Here is a 16,444-nt window from a genome sequence, read left to right on the forward strand (position 1 = left end):
GTGCTGACACTGCTCGCCGTGGGCGGAGTGACGGTGTCCTGCGCCCCGCCGCTCGATGAAAAACTTCGGGCGGCAGGGGTCAGCTTTACCGTACCTGCCAACTGGACCGAGCAAAGCTTCCCGGGTTCCAGCGGTGTACAGATCATGTGCCCGCCAATCGCCGGAGGTTATGACGCGTACCTCTTCATTGAACAGTTGAGTCGCACCGAGCCGCAAAGCCCAGATGACTACCTGGCCAATCTTTCAAACCGACGCAAGGCCAACACCGTGGGTTACGAGGAGCGCAGGCGAAGGGAAGGCAGGAACGTACACGGAGTGGTGTATGGCCTGCTGGAGTATTTTCACGTCCTCAACCGCATCCCGAGTGTGGAATGGGCCGCGGTGCTTCCGAGAACTCGGCTCAGCAATGTCTACGTGTATGGCTGCACCACGGCGGCGACTGCCGAGCGGCACCTCGCCATCTTCTACGAGTTCCTGAACTCGATTGCGCTGGCGCCGAGCCAGGCGCCATGAGCAAAGCTGGATCAAGCTGCGACGGCTGATGCCTGCCGGCGGCGATGGCTTCGATGCCGTCCATCACCGGCATGCGCAGGTCGAACAACGCGACATCGGGCCGGTGCTGCAGCCAACAAGGCCACGACGGCTTGGCCGTTGGCGGCTTCGCCCGCCACGCACATGTCCACGTGCCTGCCGATCATCGCCGCCAGTCCCTCACGCACGGTGACGTGGTGACCGGCATTCAGCATGCGGATGACGCCAGCGCCGGTGGTGGGCACTGGTGTTGCGGTTTTCGGCAGAAAGGTCGGGTGCCAGCGGGGCCGCACCTTTCCCGGCGCACCAACTGCGGTGCGCAGCCGGCTTGCCTGGCGCGAAGCCTCAGGCAGTGGCGAGCGGGTGTGCGAGGCCAGGCGCTTCGGCTTCGGCCTCTTCCTTCCTGCGGCGCCGGCTCATCAGGGCCAGCACGCCAATGCCCAGGCCCAGCATCGCGTAGGTGCTGGGTTCCGGCACCGGCGCGGCCTGGGCCAGCAGCGAATAGACGCCGCCGTGGCTGCCGGCAGTCTTGCCGGTGACGCCCAGGTAGTAGTTGCCGCCGGGGGACAGCGTGATGTTGCTGAGGCTCTGGTAGTCGCTGACGATGGCGGTGCCGCCGATGGTGTGGGTGATCGACAGCTTCAGGCCGAACAGCTCGGTGAAACCGCTGAGCAGCAGCGTGTTGGAGGCGAACGAGACCAGGCTGGCGTTGGTCGGCACGCTGAAGGACCACCAGTCGGTGAACACGCTGGGCTGGGCCGTGACGCCGTGCACCGCGAAGGTCGGATCGGCGGGCGAGACGCTGAGCACGCCCAGGTCGTACACGCCGGCCTGGCTGGCCAGGCTGGCCGTCGCCAGGCTCAGCGCAGCGAGCAGAGGTTTCAGTTTCATGAGGTCTCCTAGGTTCGGTTTTGCGCAGCCCATGCGGTCGATCACTTCTGGCTGCACCAATGTCGACAGCTTTTGGGGTGTGGCTGCTGGGTTTCAAGCAGTTTGGCCTGCCTGACACCTTCAGCCGGTACCTGCCGCCGCGACACCCGAGGCAAGGGCAAGACTGGGGCCGCCATTCGCCCGGCGTCGCAGCTCGTTACGCCGGTGTCAACTCGGACACGCCGATGCGACGGGTGGCCGGGCACGAGGCGCGGGTGCCGTTCACCGGGAGGCTGTCCCGATTGGCTGGTCTGCCGACCACCCTGCTGCGGGATGCGCTGGCGTGCGGCAGCGCCGAAGCTGCGGGCATCCGCAACCCCCGGCGCCGGCCGTCCGGCACGCTCACGTTTTGGAGCCGCTCATGTCATCTGGTCCTCGAACCCTCCGCTGGCTGCGCCTGCTGCCGTGCCTGGCACTGGCAGGCTGGCTGGGCAACGCCAGCGCGGCGGACGCGCCGATCCGCTCCGCCGGCACGCTGCTGTTCACCGATGCCGACACGCTGGTCGTGGCCGACTGGCGCGGCGCCGCGCTGCACGCGCTGAAGCTGCCGCCGCTGAGCGTGGCGCCCGCCGAGGCGAGCCGGCCGTTCAACCAGTTGCAGGTGGCGGCAAAGGTCGCGAAGGCGCTGGGCACCTCGGCCGAACGGCTGCAGTTCGAGGACATGGCGATGCGCCCCGGCGCCGGCCTGGCCTACCTCTCGCTTTCGGTGGACCATGGCCGCGGTTTGCCCGAGCCGGCGGTCGTGACACTGGACGCTGGTGGCCTGGTGCGCCGGCTGGACCTGGTGCATGCGCCGCACAGCAGCGCGCTGATTGCCGGCCGGCCCACCGATGACCAGCGCTTCTGGGCGGACGTGCCGGCCGCGACCTATACCGTGACCGACATGGTCTACCAGGCCGGCAAGTTGTACGTGGCCGGGCTCAGCAACGCAGCCTTTGCCTCCACGCTGCGGGTCTACGACTTCCCGTTCAACGGCACGGCCAGCGCGACCAGCGTGGAGATGTACCACGCGGTGCACAACCAGGTCGAGACGCGGGCGCCGATCCGCCGCATGGCCATCGCCACGCTCAACGGCGAACCCACGCTGGTGGCAGCCTACACCTGCACACCGCTGGTGACGATTCCTTTGAGGGACCTGAAAGACGGTGCACACATCGTCGGCCGCACCGTGGCCGAACTGGGCTGGGGCAGCGCGCCGGTCGGCCTGGTCAGCCTGGAGACGCAGGACGGACCCGCGCTGCTGCTGGCCAACTCGCACAAGGCGGCGGACCTGTTGCCGGTCTCGGCCATTGCCGCCGCGAGCGCGCAGCCAGGCCTGGCCAAGCCGATCAACTGGCCGACCGAGCCGTACCTGGGCGTGAAAGCCATCCCGATCCCGCTGGCCGGCATCGTCAAGCTCGGCGTGCAGGACAAGACCTTCCTCACGGTGCTGCGCCGCCATGGCAGCACCGGGGCGCTGGAGCTGGTGTCGCTGCGCCAGGGGGCGTTCCTGCGCCTGAGCGATTTCATCAACGAGTACGACTTCGCCGACTTCCGCTACCAGGCCAGCGATGGCTTCCGCGGCCTGCACGGCGTGCTGCGCAGCGACGAGGGCTACCCCGAACTGGCGCGGCGCACGCTGCCGTGAAGCACGGTCGTGCTGCGGTGGCGCTGGCGCTGCTGTCCATCGATGTGCTGGCGGGCTCCGTGCAGGTTTTCCCGTCCGGCCCCAGCGTGCCGGAGAACCTGCTGCACATCGAGCTGCGGCTGCCCATGCCGCTGTCACGGGCGCTGGACATGCGCCATGTGACCTTGCTGGACGCTGCCGGCCAGGTGCTGCCGGGCGCGCTGCTGGACCTGCCGCTGCCCAGTGCCGACGGCCGCCGGCTGACGCTGCTGCTGCACCCGGGGCGGGTCAAGTCCGGGCTGGTCGCGCACGAGCAACTGGGGCTGGCGCTGAAGGCCGGCGACAGCGTCACGCTGAGGATAGACGACCCGGCACTCGGGCCCGCGCTGCGCAAGACCTGGCAGGTCACGGCCGCGGACCGTGCGGCGCCAGAGCCGGCGCGCTGGCGCATTGCAGCGCCGCGAGCCGGCAGTGCGGCTGCGCTGGTGGTGAGGCTGGATGCGCCTGTGAGCGCCAGTGGTGAAGGCTTGATGGCCGTGCGTGGCCCGGACGGTCTGCGCCTGGCGGGCCGGCCGCAGCTGTTGGACGCCGAAACCGGCTGGCGCTTCGTGCCTGCGCAGCCATGGGTGGCCGGGCGCCACAGCCTGATGGTCCACCCCGACCTGGAAGACGCCGCCGGCAACCGGGCCTGCGCCCTGTTCGAGATGCGCGGCAACAGCCACCAGGCGTGTGGCGAGGGCCAGGCCTTGCCGTTTGAAGTGAAGCCTTGAATCTCGTCGACCACCGCGCGTGAATTGCAGTGAATTCACAGCGATTCACTGGTGCGGCCGGGTCGCTCCCAACACCATGCATCACCTCGTTCCTCAACCCCGTTGCTCGCCCACGCGTGCGAGCCAAAAGGAGAAACAAGATGGATCGTCTATCAGGCAAGGTCGCACTGGTCACCGGCGCGAGTTCCGGCATCGGCCATGCCAGCGCGCTGCTGTTTGCTGCCGAAGGTGCCAAGGTGGTGGTCACCGCCCGCCGCGCGCACGAGCTGGACCAGTTGGTCGACGCCATCCGCGACCGCGGCGGCGACGCGGTCGCGCTGGCCGGGGATGTGCGTTCGGAGGCACATGCCAAGGCGCTGGTGGCGCTGGCGGTGGCGCGGTATGGTCGGCTGGACATCGCTTTCAACAACGCCGGCACGCTGGGCGAGGGCGGGCCGAGCACGGAGGTGTCAGAAGCGGGTTGGTCAGACACGCTGGCCATCAACCTGACCGGCGCTTTCCTCGGCGCCAAGCACCAGATCGCGCAAATGCTGCGCAACGGCGGCGGCTCGGTGATCTTCACGTCGACCTTCGTCGGCCACACCTTTGCCTTCCCGGGCGTGGCCGCCTATGCCGCGAGCAAGTCAGGGCTGATCGGCCTCACGCAGGCGCTGGCCGCCGAGTTCGGGCCGCGCGGCGTGCGCGTGAATGCGGTGCTGCCCGGTGCGGTGGACACCGACATGTACCGCAGCATGAACAACACCGAGCAGGCCCAGGCTTTCGTGACGCAGCTGCATGCGCTCAAGCGCGTGGCCACGCCGGAGGAACTCGCGCGCTCGGTCCTCTACCTCGCGTCCGACGACGCCGCGTTTGTCACCGGTACCGCCTCTCTGGTGGACGGCGGCGCTTCCATCACCCGCACCTGAAGCCTGGCTCGGTCCACTGGCTGATGGATGCAGCGACAGGATGCAGCGACAGTGCCGGCAGTCAATGTCGTGCAGGACTTCCTTGCCCGGTGACGGCGGAAGTCAGATTGCGTGGCTCAGGCTTCGCGTGGCCGAGGCCGCAGGCTGCGGGCGATGCGCCGGTGACGGTTCGGTCCGCACGCCGGTGGCGGGCGACGATGGTGCTTGCGAACCGATCAGCCCGCGCCGCATCGCGACGTTGGCCGCTTCGGTGCGGCTCTTCGCGTCCAGCTTGTTCAGGATGCTCTTGACGTGGGCCTTCACGGTGCCGCCGGACAGGCTCAGCGCATTGGCGATGGACTTGTTCGAGTCGCCTTGCGCGAGCAACTGCAAGACCTCGCTCTCGCGGCCGGTCAGCGCCTGGTAGCTCATGCTCTCAGCCACCAGGCTGGCCGCCGCCGGGCACAGGTGGCGCTGGCCGCGGCTGACGGCCAGCACGATCTCCTGCAGCTGGGAAATGCCGCAGTCCAGCAGCGCGTAGCCATGAGCCCCGTGGCGCAGCGCGGCCTGCACGTCCTGCGGCTGCACCTGGGTGCTGACGACCAGCACGCGCACGCTGTTGCCCCAGCCGTGCGCATGCTCACGCCGCTGGGCCAGCAGCAGGGCGGCGCTTGTCGGGTCGCAGACGGCAACGTCGGCCCGCGCACTCACGCAGGCTGCCAGCGGTGATGCCGTGGCGCCGACGATGTCCACCTCGCAGCTGGACTGGCCGCGCAATGCGGTGGCAATGCCCAGCGCGATCACGGCTTCGCTGTGGATCACGCTGACACGCACGGTGCCAGCCTCATGGGACATCCGCTCATATGACATCTGGGCCTCCTTTTGGGTGAGCTGATGCTAGGCCGCATCGTTTGCTTTGATCCAGCCCAGGTCCAGCGACGCCAGATTCACCCTTGTGGGTGAAGGCTGCGCGGCCGAACTGCGGCAAGCTGGACCACCGGCCGCACGCCTGTCTTTTCCAGCACCGCTCATCGTCTGACATGCCGTTTTCCTCGCCGCCGCCGTCGTGTGTTCCGCAAGCCTGTTTCGAGCAGGTGCTGCGTGGCCCCGGTGGCTGGCTGGTGGCGTTTTCGGTGCTGCTGCTGTTGATGGCCGGCTGCAGTTGCGCGCTGTTGCGCAGGCGTGCCCGCTCGCGACAGCAGGAGGCCGAGCGCGCCCGGCAGTTGCGCGAGCTGCAGGCCATGCAGTTGCATGACAGCCTGCTGCAAAGCACCCAGGGGCTGGTGCTGGCGGTCGAAGGCCTGGCGGCCACCTTGCCGGCCGACGGGCCGGTGCGCGCGGATTTTGAAACCCTGCTGACCCAGGCCGATGGCTGGCTGCTGGAGGCGCGCGACCGGGTCAGGACCTTGCCGGCCGCCGAGCTGGATGCCAGCGTGCTGTCGCAAGCCATCGCGGCCATCTGGGCCGAGCTGGCGGGGGGAGAATCGCAGGCTTTTGGGGTGCTGGTGCAGGGCCGGGCCCGGCCGCTGCGGCGGCTGGTCTACCACGAGGTCTGCAGCATCATCCGCGAAGCGCTGGCGCATGCGGTGGCCCACGCGGGGCTGCGTTCGGCGCTGGTGACCCTTCACTACAACGAACAGGTGTTCATCGTCGACATGCAGGACAACCGCCCCGACCACCCGACGCAAGGCCTGCCGGCCTCGGCGGCCATGCACGAGCGTGTGGCGCGCATGGGCGGGCAGCTGCACCTGGACGAGCGTGATGGTGGGGCGCGGCTGCAGCTGCGCCTGCCCGCGAGCCTGGCGCATGAGGCGCCGGACTTGCGCGCACCGACCGGTGGCGATCAGTCCGCAGGCAGTGCCTGGCGCAGCTTGCTGCGGCGGCTGAAGGCGGGCCGATGAACGCCGCGGCGATCCGCCTGCTGGCGGTGGACGACCATCCGCTGATGCGCCAGGGCATTGCCTCGCTGATCATGTCGCAGCCCGACATGCGGCTGGTGGCCGAAGCGGCCGATGGCGACGAGGCCTTGCAGCAGTACCGCAACCACCGGCCCGACGTGGTGCTGATGGACGTGCAGATGCCGGGCAGCGACGGCATCGAGGCGATCGAGACCATCGTCGCCGACGACCCCGGCGCCCGCATCGTCGTGCTGACCACCTACGAGGGTGACGTGCAGGCCCTGCGGGCGCTGAAGGCGGGGGCCCGCGGCTACCTGCTGAAGAACATGGTGCGCAAGGAGCTGCTGGACGCGATCCGCGAGGTGCATGCCGGCAAGCGCCACATCCCGACGGCAGTGGCGGCGATGATGGGCCTGCACTCGTATGGCGAGGCGCTGTCGCCGCGCGAGCTGCAGGTGCTGCGCCAACTCAAGCAGGGCGGCACCAACCGGCAGATCGCCGATGCGCTGTGCCTGTCCGAGGACACGGTCAAGACGCACATGAAAAGCATCCTGTCCAAGCTGGGCGCCACCGACAGGACGCAGGCCGTGGTGATTGCGCTGCAGCGCGGCTTCATCAGCATTGTCGACACGCCGAGCGGGCCGCCCGGGCGGCGTTGAGGCTGCGCGGCATCGGTGCGGCAAGGGCGAAGTGACCGCTCAGTCGCAACTTGACTCGCCAGTCATAGAATGTGGCAATGGCCAAGGTTTCGTTTCGCGAGCAGGTGTTGAAGGTGCGGGAAGACGCCATCGTGGCGTCGGTCAACCGCTTGCTGGCCGAAAAAGGCTTTGACCTGATGACGGTGGACGAAGTGGCCGCCGACGTGGGCATTGCCAAGGCCAGCCTGTACCGGCATTTCGCCTCCAAGGAAGAGCTGGCCGCCGCGGCCATGGTCCGGGTGTTGACGCTGGCGCAGGCCTTCATGGCCACGCTGCCCGCCACCGAGCCCACGCCGCTGGGCCGGCTCAAGGCCGTGGCACGCTGGACCATGCAGTTGCAGCTGGCCGGCGAAATGCCCTCCCTGCCTTCGCAGAACTCGTCCCTGCGCACCACGCTGATGGGCCACGAGACCTACCTGACGCGGCTCAACGAGGTCAGCGAGCAACTCGGCGAATGGATCGTCCAAGCCCAGCAGCAAGGCTCACTGGACGATTCGCTGCCGCCAGAGCTGGTGCTCTACACCCTGTTTGCCCGCGCCTGCGACCCGGTGCTGCCGGTGTTGAAGGCGACCGGCCAGTACAGCGATGAACGCATCATCGAGCTGTTGCTGCAGACCTGCTTCGGTGGGTTGAATGGAGCACCCGGTCCCACGGGTACGTGAGACCACCCGCCGGGCGGGTTGGCGCAGCCGCCTTGGGGCGGCCCGGCGCCGGCTGCGCTGGTGCGCCGTCTAGCGTTGCTTCACAGCGCCCGGCCAGCAAAGCGCCGTTCAGACAAACAGGTTTTCGAGCCAGTTCAAGAGCTGGATGATCGGGCTCAAGGTCTGCGACAGGTCAGAGACCTGGTCGGTTTCGTAGTTGCGCTGCACCGGGCCGCGGTCCATCAGGTTGTCGAAGAAGGGCAGCACCGAGGCCACGCCCAGCTCTTCGACGCCGGTGCCGGAGAAGTCGACGATGCTCAGGCAGTGGGCGTCGTTGAAGTCGCGGAAGAAGGGCACGTGGTAGTCGACATTGGCCTCTGCCGCCAGCGTGGGCAGCCAGTTGGCCAGGTCGGTGCGCCAGAGCTGGTTGACCAGCTGCTTCTGAACTTCGGGGTCGCTGGCATGCACTTCGGGGTGAAAGTCCAGGTAGCTGAAGCCGGAGAAGACGTTGTCGGTCTCGAAGGCCAGGTAGCCGAAGCGGTCCTGCGGATAGGCCCGCGCCAGGCCGGTGTTCAGGCTGCCCAGGTTGTTGACATCCAGCGCCGGCAGGCGTGCGGCCAGCCGCGGGATCATGCCGCCGGGCTCATCCAGGCCCCAGGCCGGGCGGATCTTCTGGTGCAGCGGCAGCGAGGGGTATTGGGTGGACGAGGTGGTGCTGGCGCGCGGGGCGTTGAACAGCGGGCCCGAGTCGGCCAGCAGCGTGCTTTTGCCCTTGGGGGCCAGTGTGTCGCGCACGGTCGCATAGTTGACCGTGGAGCCGACGCCGCCGGCCGAGAAGCCGCCGACGAGCAGGTCGTCGGCCCGGCCGAGGTTGCTGCGCAGCCACGAGGCGGCGGCGCGGATGTTGGCCAGGCCGGCGTGGTGCTGCACCCGCGGTGCCGAGGGGTCGACATCGTCGTAGACCGAGACCTTGCTGCCGGCGTGCACGTCGCCGGTGCAATACGGCAGGTAGACCATGGTCCAGTCCTGCGTGCGCACTTTCTGGAACGGGTCCAGCCGCGAGGTGAAAGGCGTGACCAGGCCGCCTGCGGCCATGGTCTGCAGCGAGTGCATGTAGTCGGGCGGAATGCCGTTCGGGTTGCTGGCGCTGTACGGGCCTTTGCCTTCGCAGGCGTCCTGGTCCCAGCAGGCGCCGCCGCCTTCGAAGGTCAGCGAGACGTTGTGGTTCAGCGGCGTGCGGTTGACGAAGAAGCGGTACGGCGTGCCGTTGCCGCAGGAGGCGCCCGATTCCGGCGGCAGCTCCACCATGTCCCAGTTGAAATAGCCGGCATGGGCGGCCGGCAGCACGACCAGCGCCAGCAGGGCGCTGGCGCGTGCCAGCCAGCGGGAAGACAGGCGCCGCCGCACGGGCATGGGCGCAGTGGATGCAGGGTTCACGGTTGGGTTCCTCCGGTGGTGCCGGTGTTTGTGTTGTTGCCGCTGTTGCCGGCATAGACCTGGCCGCGCAGCGTGCGCAGCTGCTGGCTCAGTTGGGCTTCGTTGCGCTGGGCCGCGGGCCTGGCCTGCCAGGCGGCCACTGTGCTGGCCTGGGCCTGCAGGTAGGTGGCGTCGCGCGGGTCGGGCTGGCTGGGTGCTGCGGCGGCCTGCTGGCGGCGCCAGGCGGCCAGGGCCATCGCGCGCGCGGCGGTGTCGGGTTGCAGCTGTTCAAGCAGCGCGGCTTTGAGCGTCTGGGCTTCGCCAGCGCTGACTTCGTTGTTCGCCAGGTGCTGGTCCAGCTCACCGTCCAGCTGCCTGGCCAGCGCGCGCAGCTCGGTGGCGGACGCGCCGTTCTGCCTTGCCTCCTGGAAGCGCCGCACGCGCGACTGGTAGCTCAGCAGCTGGCCGATGCGGCTCAGCTCGGCCTCGCGCTGCGGGTGCTGTGCCAGGGCCTGCTGCACCTTGGCCCAGTCCGCTGCGCTGACACCTTCCGGCGTGCCGGCGCTGGGGGAGGCATTGGGGGTGGATGTGGCCGGCGTGGCGGCCTGGCTGGCCGCTGCTGCGGCATGGCCTTCGCCCAGGCGGCCGGTACTGGCCGGGGCATAAGCCGGCTTGCCAGCGTAGGCGAACACGCCCAGCCCGCCTATCACCGCCACGGCTGCCAGCAGCGCCAGCGGCCAGGGGCCAACGCGGCCGGCCTGGCCATGTTGATGAACCGGCGTTCCGGGGAGGACGGTGGGGAACTTGGACACGGCAGCGGCGGGCACGGCAGGAGTGGGGCGTGGCATGGGCATCCGGCCAGTGTGGTTGGCGGCTGGCTTGGCAGCCATACCCAGTTGCACGCATGACGCGACGAGGCGCCGCGTCATTGTGCCAACGCAGGTTGCATTGCGTTACCTTGAGGTCCCCTTGAATTGGGGATGCAGCAACACGCGGCCGGCGGGCGCGGGCTTTTGTACCATTCGCCTCTTTGCAGACTTACCTAACGGGGAGTGATCGCCATGGCGATGGATGTGGTGGACTACGAGATCAAGGGCTCGGAGATGCAGTTTGTCGAGGTGGAACTCGACCCGGGCGAGGCGGCGGTCGGCGAAGCCGGCAGCATGATGTACATGGACGCCGGCATCTCGATGGACACGGTGTTCGGCGACGGCAGCAAGTCCAGCGGCGGCCTGTTTGGCAAGCTGCTGGGGGCGGGCAAGCGGCTGGTCACCGGCGAATCGCTGTTCACCACCGTCTACACCAACCAGGTGGACGGCAAGAAGCGCGTGGCCTTCGCCGCGCCTTACCCCGGCAAGATCTTGCCGATGGACCTGCGCCAGCTCGGCGGCATGCTGATCTGCCAGAAGGACGCATTCCTCTGCGCGGCGCGTGGCGTGTCGCTGGGCATCTACTTCCAGCAGAAGCTTTCGGTCGGCTTTTTTGGCGGCGAAGGTTTCATCATGCAGAAGCTCGAAGGCGACGGCCTGGCCTTCGTGCATGCCGGCGGCACGGTGCTGCGGCGTGAACTGCAACCCGGCCAGACGCTGCTGATCGACACCGGCTGCATCGTCGCGATGACGCCGAACGTCAATTTCGAGATCCAGTACGTCGGCAAGATCAAGACTGCGCTGTTCGGCGGCGAAGGCCTGTTCTTCGCCAAAGTGACCGGCCCGGGCACGGTCTGGCTGCAAAGCCTGCCGTTCTCGCGCTTGGCCAGCCGCGTGTTTGCCGCGGCGCCGCAAAACGGCGGCAGCCGCGAGGAGGGCTCAGTCCTGGGCGGCTTTGCCGGCGCGGGCCTGCTGGGTGGCCTGCTGGGCGGCGACGACGACTGAGCCACCGCCACGGCAACGGCGGCAGCGGGCTTGCGCCAACGCAAGCTTGCTGCAGGGAGATGCCGGTTATTCGAGGTCTGGCAAGGCAGGGCGGCTAAACTGGCATGTTGCTCCGTTCAGGGTCCTGTTTCAGTGAATTTGTCTGCCGTATTTCCCTTGAAGGCGCGCCGCCTGCCGGCGTTGCAGGCCCTGTTGCTGGCTGTCGGTTGCCTGTCGACCTCGTTGCTGATGGCGGCACCGGAGCCGGCAGCCACGGCCAGTGCCGCCGCTGCGACAGTGCCGCTGCCCGGCCAGCGCCCGATCTTCGTGCTGAACTCGCTGGATGCCAGCGTCAGCGTGCTGGACCCGGTCACCTTCACTGAGCGCGAACGCATTCCGGTCGGCAAGGAGCCTCACCATCTGTACCTCACGCCCGACGACAAGTCGCTGCTGGTGGCCAATGCGCTGAGTGATTCGCTGACCTTCATCGACCCGCTGACCGCCAAGGTGCAGCGCACGCTGGGCGGCATTTCGGATCCGTACCAGCTGCGCTTCTCGCCGGACATGAAGTGGTTCGTCACCCTGGCGAACCGGCTGAACCACGTGGACATCTACAAGTGGCAGCCCGAGAACGCCGCCGAGCCGATGAAGCTGGTCAAGCGCGTGCCTACCGGCAAGACGCCCAGCCACCAGTGGATCGACAGCAAGAGCACGACGATTTACGCGACCATGCAGGACAGCGACGAGCTGGTCGCGATCGACCTGGCCTCGCAAGCGGTGCGCTGGCGCGTGCCGACCGGCAAGCTGCCGGCCGATGTGTACCTCACGGCCGACGACAAGACGCTGTTCGTCGGCCTGACCGGCGACCGCTTCGTCGAGGTCTACGACGTGTCCAATGGCCCGGCGAAGCTGGTCAAGCGCATCCAGACGGGCGAGGGTGCACACGCCTTCCGCGCGATGGGCGACAAGCGCCACATCTTCGTCAGCAACCGCGTGGCCAATACCATCAGCCTGATCGACACGCAGACCATGACGGTGGTGAGCGAACTGCCCGGCCCCGGCGGCCCGGACTGCCTGGACCTGATGGCCGATGGCCGCACTTTGTTGGTCAGTTCACGCTGGGCCCGCAAGATCAGCGTGGTCGACATCATCGACAAGAAGGTCGTGCGCCAGATCCCGGTGGGCCGCTCGCCGCACGGCGTCTGGACGCTGGACCATGTGCCGCGTCAATAGGGCGGCGGTTCGCAAGGCCGGCGCGCTGGCCTTGGCCGTGTTGCTGGCGGCGCAGAGCGGTTTGGCTGCCGCGGCGAGTTGCGACAAGCCGGTCTACCTGACGCTGGACACCGGCCACATGGGCGTGGCGCCGCTGATCGCCGAGGTGCTGACGCGGGAGCAGGTCAAGGTCACGTTTTTCCTGGCCAACGAAAAGACGCTGGACGGCGGCAGCAGCCTGGACGACCAATGGGCGCCGTGGTGGAAGGCCCGCGCGGCCGAAGGCCACGTGTTTGGCAGCCACACCTTCGACCACGTCTACTGGCGCGCGGACAAGCCCGGTGGCCGCTTCGTGATGAAGCCCTCGGCAGGCCCGCAGAACGGCAAGACGCTGGAGTGGACCGCGGCGGACTATTGCCAGGAACTCAAGCGCAGCGCGACGCGCTTCCACGAGATGACCGGTGCGACGATGGCGCCGCTGTTCCGCGCGCCTGGAGGGAAGACCTCGCCAGCGCTGCTGGCTGCTGCCAAGGCCTGCGGGTTTGCGCATGTGCCGTGGTCCGCGGCCGGCTTCCTGGGGGACGAGTTGCCCAGCGACAAGTACCCCAATGCGCAGTTGCTGCAAAAGGCGCTGCGCGACATCCAGCCTGGTGACATCCTGCTCGCGCACCTGGGCATCTGGTCGCGCCAGGATCCTTGGGCGCCTGCGGTGCTGGCGCCGCTGATCACGGGTCTGAAGGCGCGTGGCATGTGCTTCGCCACGCTGCGCGAGCACCCGCAATACCGCAGCCTCTTCAAGGCCGACGAAGCGGTGGCAAAGTAACGGGCGTCATGCAGGTCTTGTCGTCTGTTTTCGATTGGGTCGCCGATGTCTTCGGCCTGGCCCAGCAGTGGTTGTACGAAGCGGTGGTGCAGCCCCTGCTGTTCTCCATGGGTTGGGGTGCATACCTGGAAGACGCGTTCGACGCGACCGGCTGGCTGTTGGTCGGTCTGATCCAGTTGGTGATCATCGTTGCGCTGATCGGGCCGCTGCAGCGCTGGTGGCCGGGCGAAGTGGCACCAGCCGACCCTGCTCGCCGTGCCGAGCGCCGCCACGCGATCTTCATCGACTTCCTCTACACGCTGCTGCACCGGCTCGGGCTGTTCCGCGTCGGGCTGTTCCTGGCGATCGACCCGCTGTGGGACGCGCTGTTCGGCGGTCTGGCGCTGGCCGGCTACGGCGCCTGGCACCTGGACCAGTGGATCGCGCCATGGTGGCCGGGCCTGACCGACACCGCGCTGGCTGGCTTCGTCGCCTACCTCTTGGTGTTCGACCTGGCCAACTACCTGTTGCACCGGGCGCAGCACCAGTTCGAATGGTGGTGGGCGCTGCACTCGCTGCACCACAGCCAGCGCCACATGACGATGTGGACCGACAGCCGCAACCACCTGCTGGACGACCTGCTGATCGACAGCGCGTTTGTGCTGCTGGCGCGGCTGATCGGCGTGGCGCCGGGGCAGTTCGTTGCGCTGGTCGCTTTGTCGCAGCTGATCGAGAACCTGGCGCATGCCAACACCCGGCTGCATTTCGGCTGGCTGGGCGAGCGGCTGCTGGTCGGCCCGCGCTTCCACAGGCTGCATCACGCCATCGGCGTCGGCCATGAGTCCAAGGGCCAGGGCACCTTGGGCGGGCACAACTTCGCGGTGCTGTTTCCTGTCTGGGACCTGTTGTTCCGCAGCGCGCACTTCGGCGCCGAATGGCCGGCCACCGGCATTCGCGACCAGCTGCCCGAAGCGGGTGGGCGCGACTACGGCCGCGGTTTCTGGCGCCAGCAGTGGCTGGGCCTGCAGCGGCTGTTCTCACGCCGCCAGGCGAGCTGAAAGAACGCCACGGCCCACCCAGGGTTCATGGTCACGCTGCCGTATGCTTGCGCGCCATGAAACTCCTGCTTGATTCGGTCTGGCGCGCGGCGGCCTATCTCTTCATGCCGCGTGTCATTGGCCTGACCCTGCTGCCGCTCGTGGTGGCGGGCGGCCTGACGCTGGTGACCGGCTACTTCTTCTACGAGCCGGCCGTTGACGGCGTGCGCAACTGGCTGGAAACCTGGTCGCTGACCGAGGCAGTGCTGCGCTGGCTGGACCTGCATGCGGGCACCAGCTTCCGGGCCATGATGGCCATCATCATCGTGCTGGCGGTGGCAATTCCGGTGGTCGTCGTGCTGTCGCTGCTGCTGGTTGCGGCCTTCATGACGCCGGCATTGGTGAGCCTGGTGGCCGAGCGGCGTTTCCCTGGCCTGGAGCGCCTGCGTGGCGGCAACTTCTGGCGGGGGCTGGCCGTGTCGCTGGGCGCCACGCTGCTGGCGCTGGTGGCGCTGCTGCTGAGCGCGCCGCTGTGGCTGGTCCCGCCGCTGGCGCTGATCATCCCGCCATTGATCTGGGGCTGGCTGACCACCAAGGTCATGAGCTTCGACGCGCTGGCCGAACACGCCAGCGAAGCCGAGCGGCTGCGCATTCGCGAGCGCCACCACTGGCCGCTGCTGTTCATCGGCGTGATCACCGGCTACCTGGGCGCTGCACCCACGCTGCTGTGGGCCGTCAGCGCCGCCACGCTGATCCTGGCGCCGTTCCTGATCGTCGTGTCGATCTGGCTTTACACGCTGGTGTTCGCGTTTTCCGCGCTCTGGTTTGTGCACTACTGCCTGGGCGCCCTGCGCGACGACCGTTTGATCGTCGCCGGCAATGCCGCCGCCGCGGCCCGCCAGGCGACTGACCTGCGCGAGCTGTCGGTCGCCGGGCCCGGTTCCGACTACGACTTCCAGCGCGACGTGCCACCGCAACCGCCCGTGCTGCCGCCGGCCTGACCCTTCATTCACCTCAACTGCCCCGCACGATGAACTTCGGTCTGATCATCATTGGCGACGAGATCCTCTCCGGCCGCCGCCAGGACAAGCACATGGCCAAGGTCATCGAGCTGCTCGCCGCGCGTGGCCAGCAACTGGCCTGGGCCCGCTACGTGGGCGACGAGCGCTCGCGCATCACCGAAACCCTGCGCGAGGCCATGGCCTCCGGCGAAGTGGTGTTCTCCTGCGGCGGCATCGGCGCCACGCCGGACGACCACACCCGCCAGTGCGCCGCGCTGGCCGCCGGTCGGCCGCTGGTGCTGCATCCCGAGGCCAAGGCGCTGATCGAGGAGCGCATGCGGGACGTGTCCGCGGAGCAGGGCACGACCTGGGAGCCGGACCGGCCGGACAACGTGCACCGGCTCAACATGGGCGTGTTCCCCGAGGGCGCGCGCATCATCCCGAACCCGTACAACAAGATCCCGGGCTTCAGCGTCGGCCATGTGCACTTCGTGCCGGGCTTCCCGGTGATGGCGCATCCGATGATCGAGTGGGTGCTGGCGAGCCGGTACGCCGAGCTGGCACCGCTGGCCCATGAAGAGCGCTCGCTGTTCGTCTATGGCGGCATGGAGGCGACACTGACGCCGCTGATGGAAACGCTGGAAACCCAGTTCCCCGGCGTGCGCGTCTTCAGCCTGCCCAGCGTCGATCACCCGCAGCGCGGCAAGCACATCGAGCTGGGCGTGAAGGGCGAGCCGGGCAGCGTCGCGGCAGCCTTCGCGCAGTTGCAACAGGGCTTGGCCGCTTTCGAAGGCTTGCGCTTCGACCTGGCCTGAGCCCGATTCGGCGGGCGATGCCCTGATTTGGCGGTGCCGCCCTGAGTTGGTTCATGTGGACGCCAGTTTGGTGCAAATGGCGCCTTACCCTGCCAGGGCGTTGGCAATGCCCGGATTCACGACACCAAATATGGCATCTTCCGCGCTTTGCACTGCGGCGCGGCCGGGGTTGGCTGTCCCGGCTTGGTGCAAATCAGGTCTGGGCGAGGGCGATTCGCGGCGTCTGGCCACGGGGTCCACGCCCCCTTCGCTCCCCATTTCTGGGCATGGTTTCTGCTACATTCGCCGGCGCCGTGGTGCACCCGTGGGCTGGCTCGAGGGCTGGCCAGTGTCGGGGAATTGCGACCAAG

Annotated in this window: 17 protein-coding genes; 13 read left to right on the forward strand and 4 right to left on the reverse strand. The window is 68.2% G+C overall.

Going from position 1 to position 16,444, the window contains the following annotated elements; translation table 11 throughout:
* Positions 1 to 513, forward strand: a complete 513-nt coding sequence (locus tag LRH25_RS13655; protein ID WP_141291328.1) for a hypothetical protein — start codon at positions 1 to 3, stop codon at positions 511 to 513.
* A 363-nt stretch (positions 514 to 876) separates the two neighbouring features.
* On the opposite strand, the gene LRH25_RS13660 is transcribed toward LRH25_RS13655, so the two are convergent.
* Positions 877 to 1,422, reverse strand: coding sequence for an FxDxF family PEP-CTERM protein (locus LRH25_RS13660; RefSeq protein WP_141291326.1), 546 nt, complete (start codon positions 1,420 to 1,422; stop codon positions 877 to 879).
* Positions 1,423 to 1,822: 400 nt separating this feature from the next.
* Here LRH25_RS13660 and LRH25_RS13665 point away from each other — a divergent pair, with 400 nt between their 5' ends.
* The 3 genes from LRH25_RS13665 to LRH25_RS13675 all read left to right on the forward strand — a co-directional run bounded on the left by LRH25_RS13665 (position 1,823) and on the right by LRH25_RS13675 (position 4,742).
* Positions 1,823 to 3,088, forward strand: coding sequence for a hypothetical protein (locus LRH25_RS13665; protein ID WP_231011365.1), 1,266 nt, complete (start codon positions 1,823 to 1,825; stop codon positions 3,086 to 3,088).
* Positions 3,085 to 3,837, forward strand: coding sequence for a hypothetical protein (locus LRH25_RS13670; protein ID WP_231011366.1), 753 nt, complete (start codon positions 3,085 to 3,087; stop codon positions 3,835 to 3,837). The genes LRH25_RS13665 and LRH25_RS13670 overlap by 4 nt, the downstream gene beginning before the upstream one ends.
* Before the next feature lie 140 nt (positions 3,838 to 3,977).
* Positions 3,978 to 4,742, forward strand: coding sequence for an SDR family oxidoreductase (locus LRH25_RS13675; RefSeq protein ID WP_141290825.1), 765 nt, complete (start codon positions 3,978 to 3,980; stop codon positions 4,740 to 4,742).
* Between the two features lie 102 nt (positions 4,743 to 4,844).
* On the opposite strand, the gene LRH25_RS13680 is transcribed toward LRH25_RS13675, so the two are convergent.
* Entirely contained in the window at positions 4,845 to 5,591 is a 747-nt protein-coding gene (locus tag LRH25_RS13680) for a response regulator transcription factor (RefSeq protein ID WP_141290823.1), read from the reverse strand.
* 83 nt (positions 5,592 to 5,674) lie between these two features.
* Here LRH25_RS13680 and LRH25_RS13685 point away from each other — a divergent pair, with 83 nt between their 5' ends.
* From LRH25_RS13685 to LRH25_RS13695, 3 genes are all read left to right on the forward strand, one after another.
* The gene (locus LRH25_RS13685; RefSeq protein ID WP_231011368.1) at positions 5,675 to 6,622 is read left to right on the forward strand and encodes a sensor histidine kinase; all 948 of its coding nucleotides are present in this window, start codon (positions 5,675 to 5,677) and stop codon (positions 6,620 to 6,622) included.
* Positions 6,619 to 7,278 (forward strand): response regulator, encoded by a 660-nt coding sequence (locus LRH25_RS13690; protein ID WP_141290728.1) that lies wholly within the window; start codon positions 6,619 to 6,621, stop codon positions 7,276 to 7,278. The genes LRH25_RS13685 and LRH25_RS13690 overlap by 4 nt, the downstream gene beginning before the upstream one ends.
* 77 nt (positions 7,279 to 7,355) lie before the next feature.
* On the forward strand, positions 7,356 to 7,979 hold the full coding sequence (locus tag LRH25_RS13695) for a TetR/AcrR family transcriptional regulator (RefSeq protein WP_141290726.1): 624 nt from the start codon (positions 7,356 to 7,358) through the stop codon (positions 7,977 to 7,979).
* Positions 7,980 to 8,087: 108 nt separating this feature from the next.
* Here LRH25_RS13695 and LRH25_RS13700 read toward each other — a convergent pair whose 3' ends face one another.
* Together LRH25_RS13700 and LRH25_RS13705 are read right to left on the reverse strand one after the other, a co-directional pair.
* The gene (locus LRH25_RS13700) at positions 8,088 to 9,395 is read right to left on the reverse strand and encodes a pectin acetylesterase-family hydrolase (RefSeq protein WP_141290724.1); all 1,308 of its coding nucleotides are present in this window, start codon (positions 9,393 to 9,395) and stop codon (positions 8,088 to 8,090) included.
* Complete coding sequence (locus tag LRH25_RS13705) at positions 9,392 to 10,222, reverse strand: hypothetical protein (RefSeq protein WP_231011369.1); 831 nt, start codon at positions 10,220 to 10,222, stop codon at positions 9,392 to 9,394. Before LRH25_RS13705 ends, LRH25_RS13700 begins: the two co-directional genes overlap by 4 nt.
* A gap of 213 nt (positions 10,223 to 10,435) precedes the next feature.
* On the opposite strand from LRH25_RS13705, the gene LRH25_RS13710 reads away from it, so the two are divergent.
* The 6 genes from LRH25_RS13710 (at position 10,436) to LRH25_RS13735 (ending at position 16,094) form a co-directional block, all read left to right on the forward strand.
* A complete protein-coding gene (locus tag LRH25_RS13710; RefSeq protein WP_141286536.1) occupies positions 10,436 to 11,248 on the forward strand; it encodes a TIGR00266 family protein in 813 nt (270 codons plus the stop codon).
* A 228-nt stretch (positions 11,249 to 11,476) separates the two neighbouring features.
* A complete protein-coding gene (locus tag LRH25_RS13715) occupies positions 11,477 to 12,460 on the forward strand; it encodes a YncE family protein (protein WP_259374025.1) in 984 nt (327 codons plus the stop codon).
* The gene (locus tag LRH25_RS13720; RefSeq protein WP_141286538.1) at positions 12,444 to 13,262 is read left to right on the forward strand and encodes a polysaccharide deacetylase family protein; all 819 of its coding nucleotides are present in this window, start codon (positions 12,444 to 12,446) and stop codon (positions 13,260 to 13,262) included. Before LRH25_RS13715 ends, LRH25_RS13720 begins: the two co-directional genes overlap by 17 nt.
* 8 nt (positions 13,263 to 13,270) lie before the next feature.
* Entirely contained in the window at positions 13,271 to 14,299 is a 1,029-nt protein-coding gene (locus LRH25_RS13725) for a sterol desaturase family protein (protein WP_141286540.1), read from the forward strand.
* Between the two features lie 56 nt (positions 14,300 to 14,355).
* Positions 14,356 to 15,279, forward strand: a complete 924-nt coding sequence (locus LRH25_RS13730; RefSeq protein ID WP_141286542.1) for an EI24 domain-containing protein — start codon at positions 14,356 to 14,358, stop codon at positions 15,277 to 15,279.
* A gap of 29 nt (positions 15,280 to 15,308) precedes the next feature.
* Entirely contained in the window at positions 15,309 to 16,094 is a 786-nt protein-coding gene (locus LRH25_RS13735) for a competence/damage-inducible protein A (protein WP_231011373.1), read from the forward strand.
* Positions 16,095 to 16,444: the final 350 nt, after the last annotated feature.

The sequence above is a fragment of the Ideonella azotifigens genome (genome assembly GCF_021043325.1).
Classification (GTDB): domain Bacteria; phylum Pseudomonadota; class Gammaproteobacteria; order Burkholderiales; family Burkholderiaceae_C; genus Ideonella; species Ideonella azotifigens.

What these genes read in the sequence shown, in the direction of transcription:
- LRH25_RS13660 (WP_141291326.1), bottom strand. Translation starts at nt 1,422, where the DNA reads ATGAAACTGAAACCTCTGCTCGCTGCGCTGAGCCTGGCGACGGCCAGC.
- LRH25_RS13680 (WP_141290823.1), bottom strand. Translation starts at nt 5,591, where the DNA reads ATGTCATATGAGCGGATGTCCCATGAGGCTGGCACCGTGCGTGTCAGC.
- LRH25_RS13725 (WP_141286540.1), top strand. Translation starts at nt 13,271, where the DNA reads ATGCAGGTCTTGTCGTCTGTTTTCGATTGGGTCGCCGATGTCTTCGGC.
- LRH25_RS13735 (WP_231011373.1), top strand. Translation starts at nt 15,309, where the DNA reads ATGAACTTCGGTCTGATCATCATTGGCGACGAGATCCTCTCCGGCCGC.
- LRH25_RS13715 (WP_259374025.1), top strand. Translation starts at nt 11,477, where the DNA reads ATGGCGGCACCGGAGCCGGCAGCCACGGCCAGTGCCGCCGCTGCGACA.
- LRH25_RS13705 (WP_231011369.1), bottom strand. Translation starts at nt 10,222, where the DNA reads ATGCCACGCCCCACTCCTGCCGTGCCCGCCGCTGCCGTGTCCAAGTTC.
- LRH25_RS13710 (WP_141286536.1), top strand. Translation starts at nt 10,436, where the DNA reads ATGGCGATGGATGTGGTGGACTACGAGATCAAGGGCTCGGAGATGCAG.
- LRH25_RS13720 (WP_141286538.1), top strand. Translation starts at nt 12,444, where the DNA reads ATGTGCCGCGTCAATAGGGCGGCGGTTCGCAAGGCCGGCGCGCTGGCC.
- LRH25_RS13695 (WP_141290726.1), top strand. Translation starts at nt 7,356, where the DNA reads ATGGCCAAGGTTTCGTTTCGCGAGCAGGTGTTGAAGGTGCGGGAAGAC.
- LRH25_RS13730 (WP_141286542.1), top strand. Translation starts at nt 14,356, where the DNA reads ATGAAACTCCTGCTTGATTCGGTCTGGCGCGCGGCGGCCTATCTCTTC.
- LRH25_RS13665 (WP_231011365.1), top strand. Translation starts at nt 1,823, where the DNA reads ATGTCATCTGGTCCTCGAACCCTCCGCTGGCTGCGCCTGCTGCCGTGC.
- LRH25_RS13675 (WP_141290825.1), top strand. Translation starts at nt 3,978, where the DNA reads ATGGATCGTCTATCAGGCAAGGTCGCACTGGTCACCGGCGCGAGTTCC.
- LRH25_RS13690 (WP_141290728.1), top strand. Translation starts at nt 6,619, where the DNA reads ATGAACGCCGCGGCGATCCGCCTGCTGGCGGTGGACGACCATCCGCTG.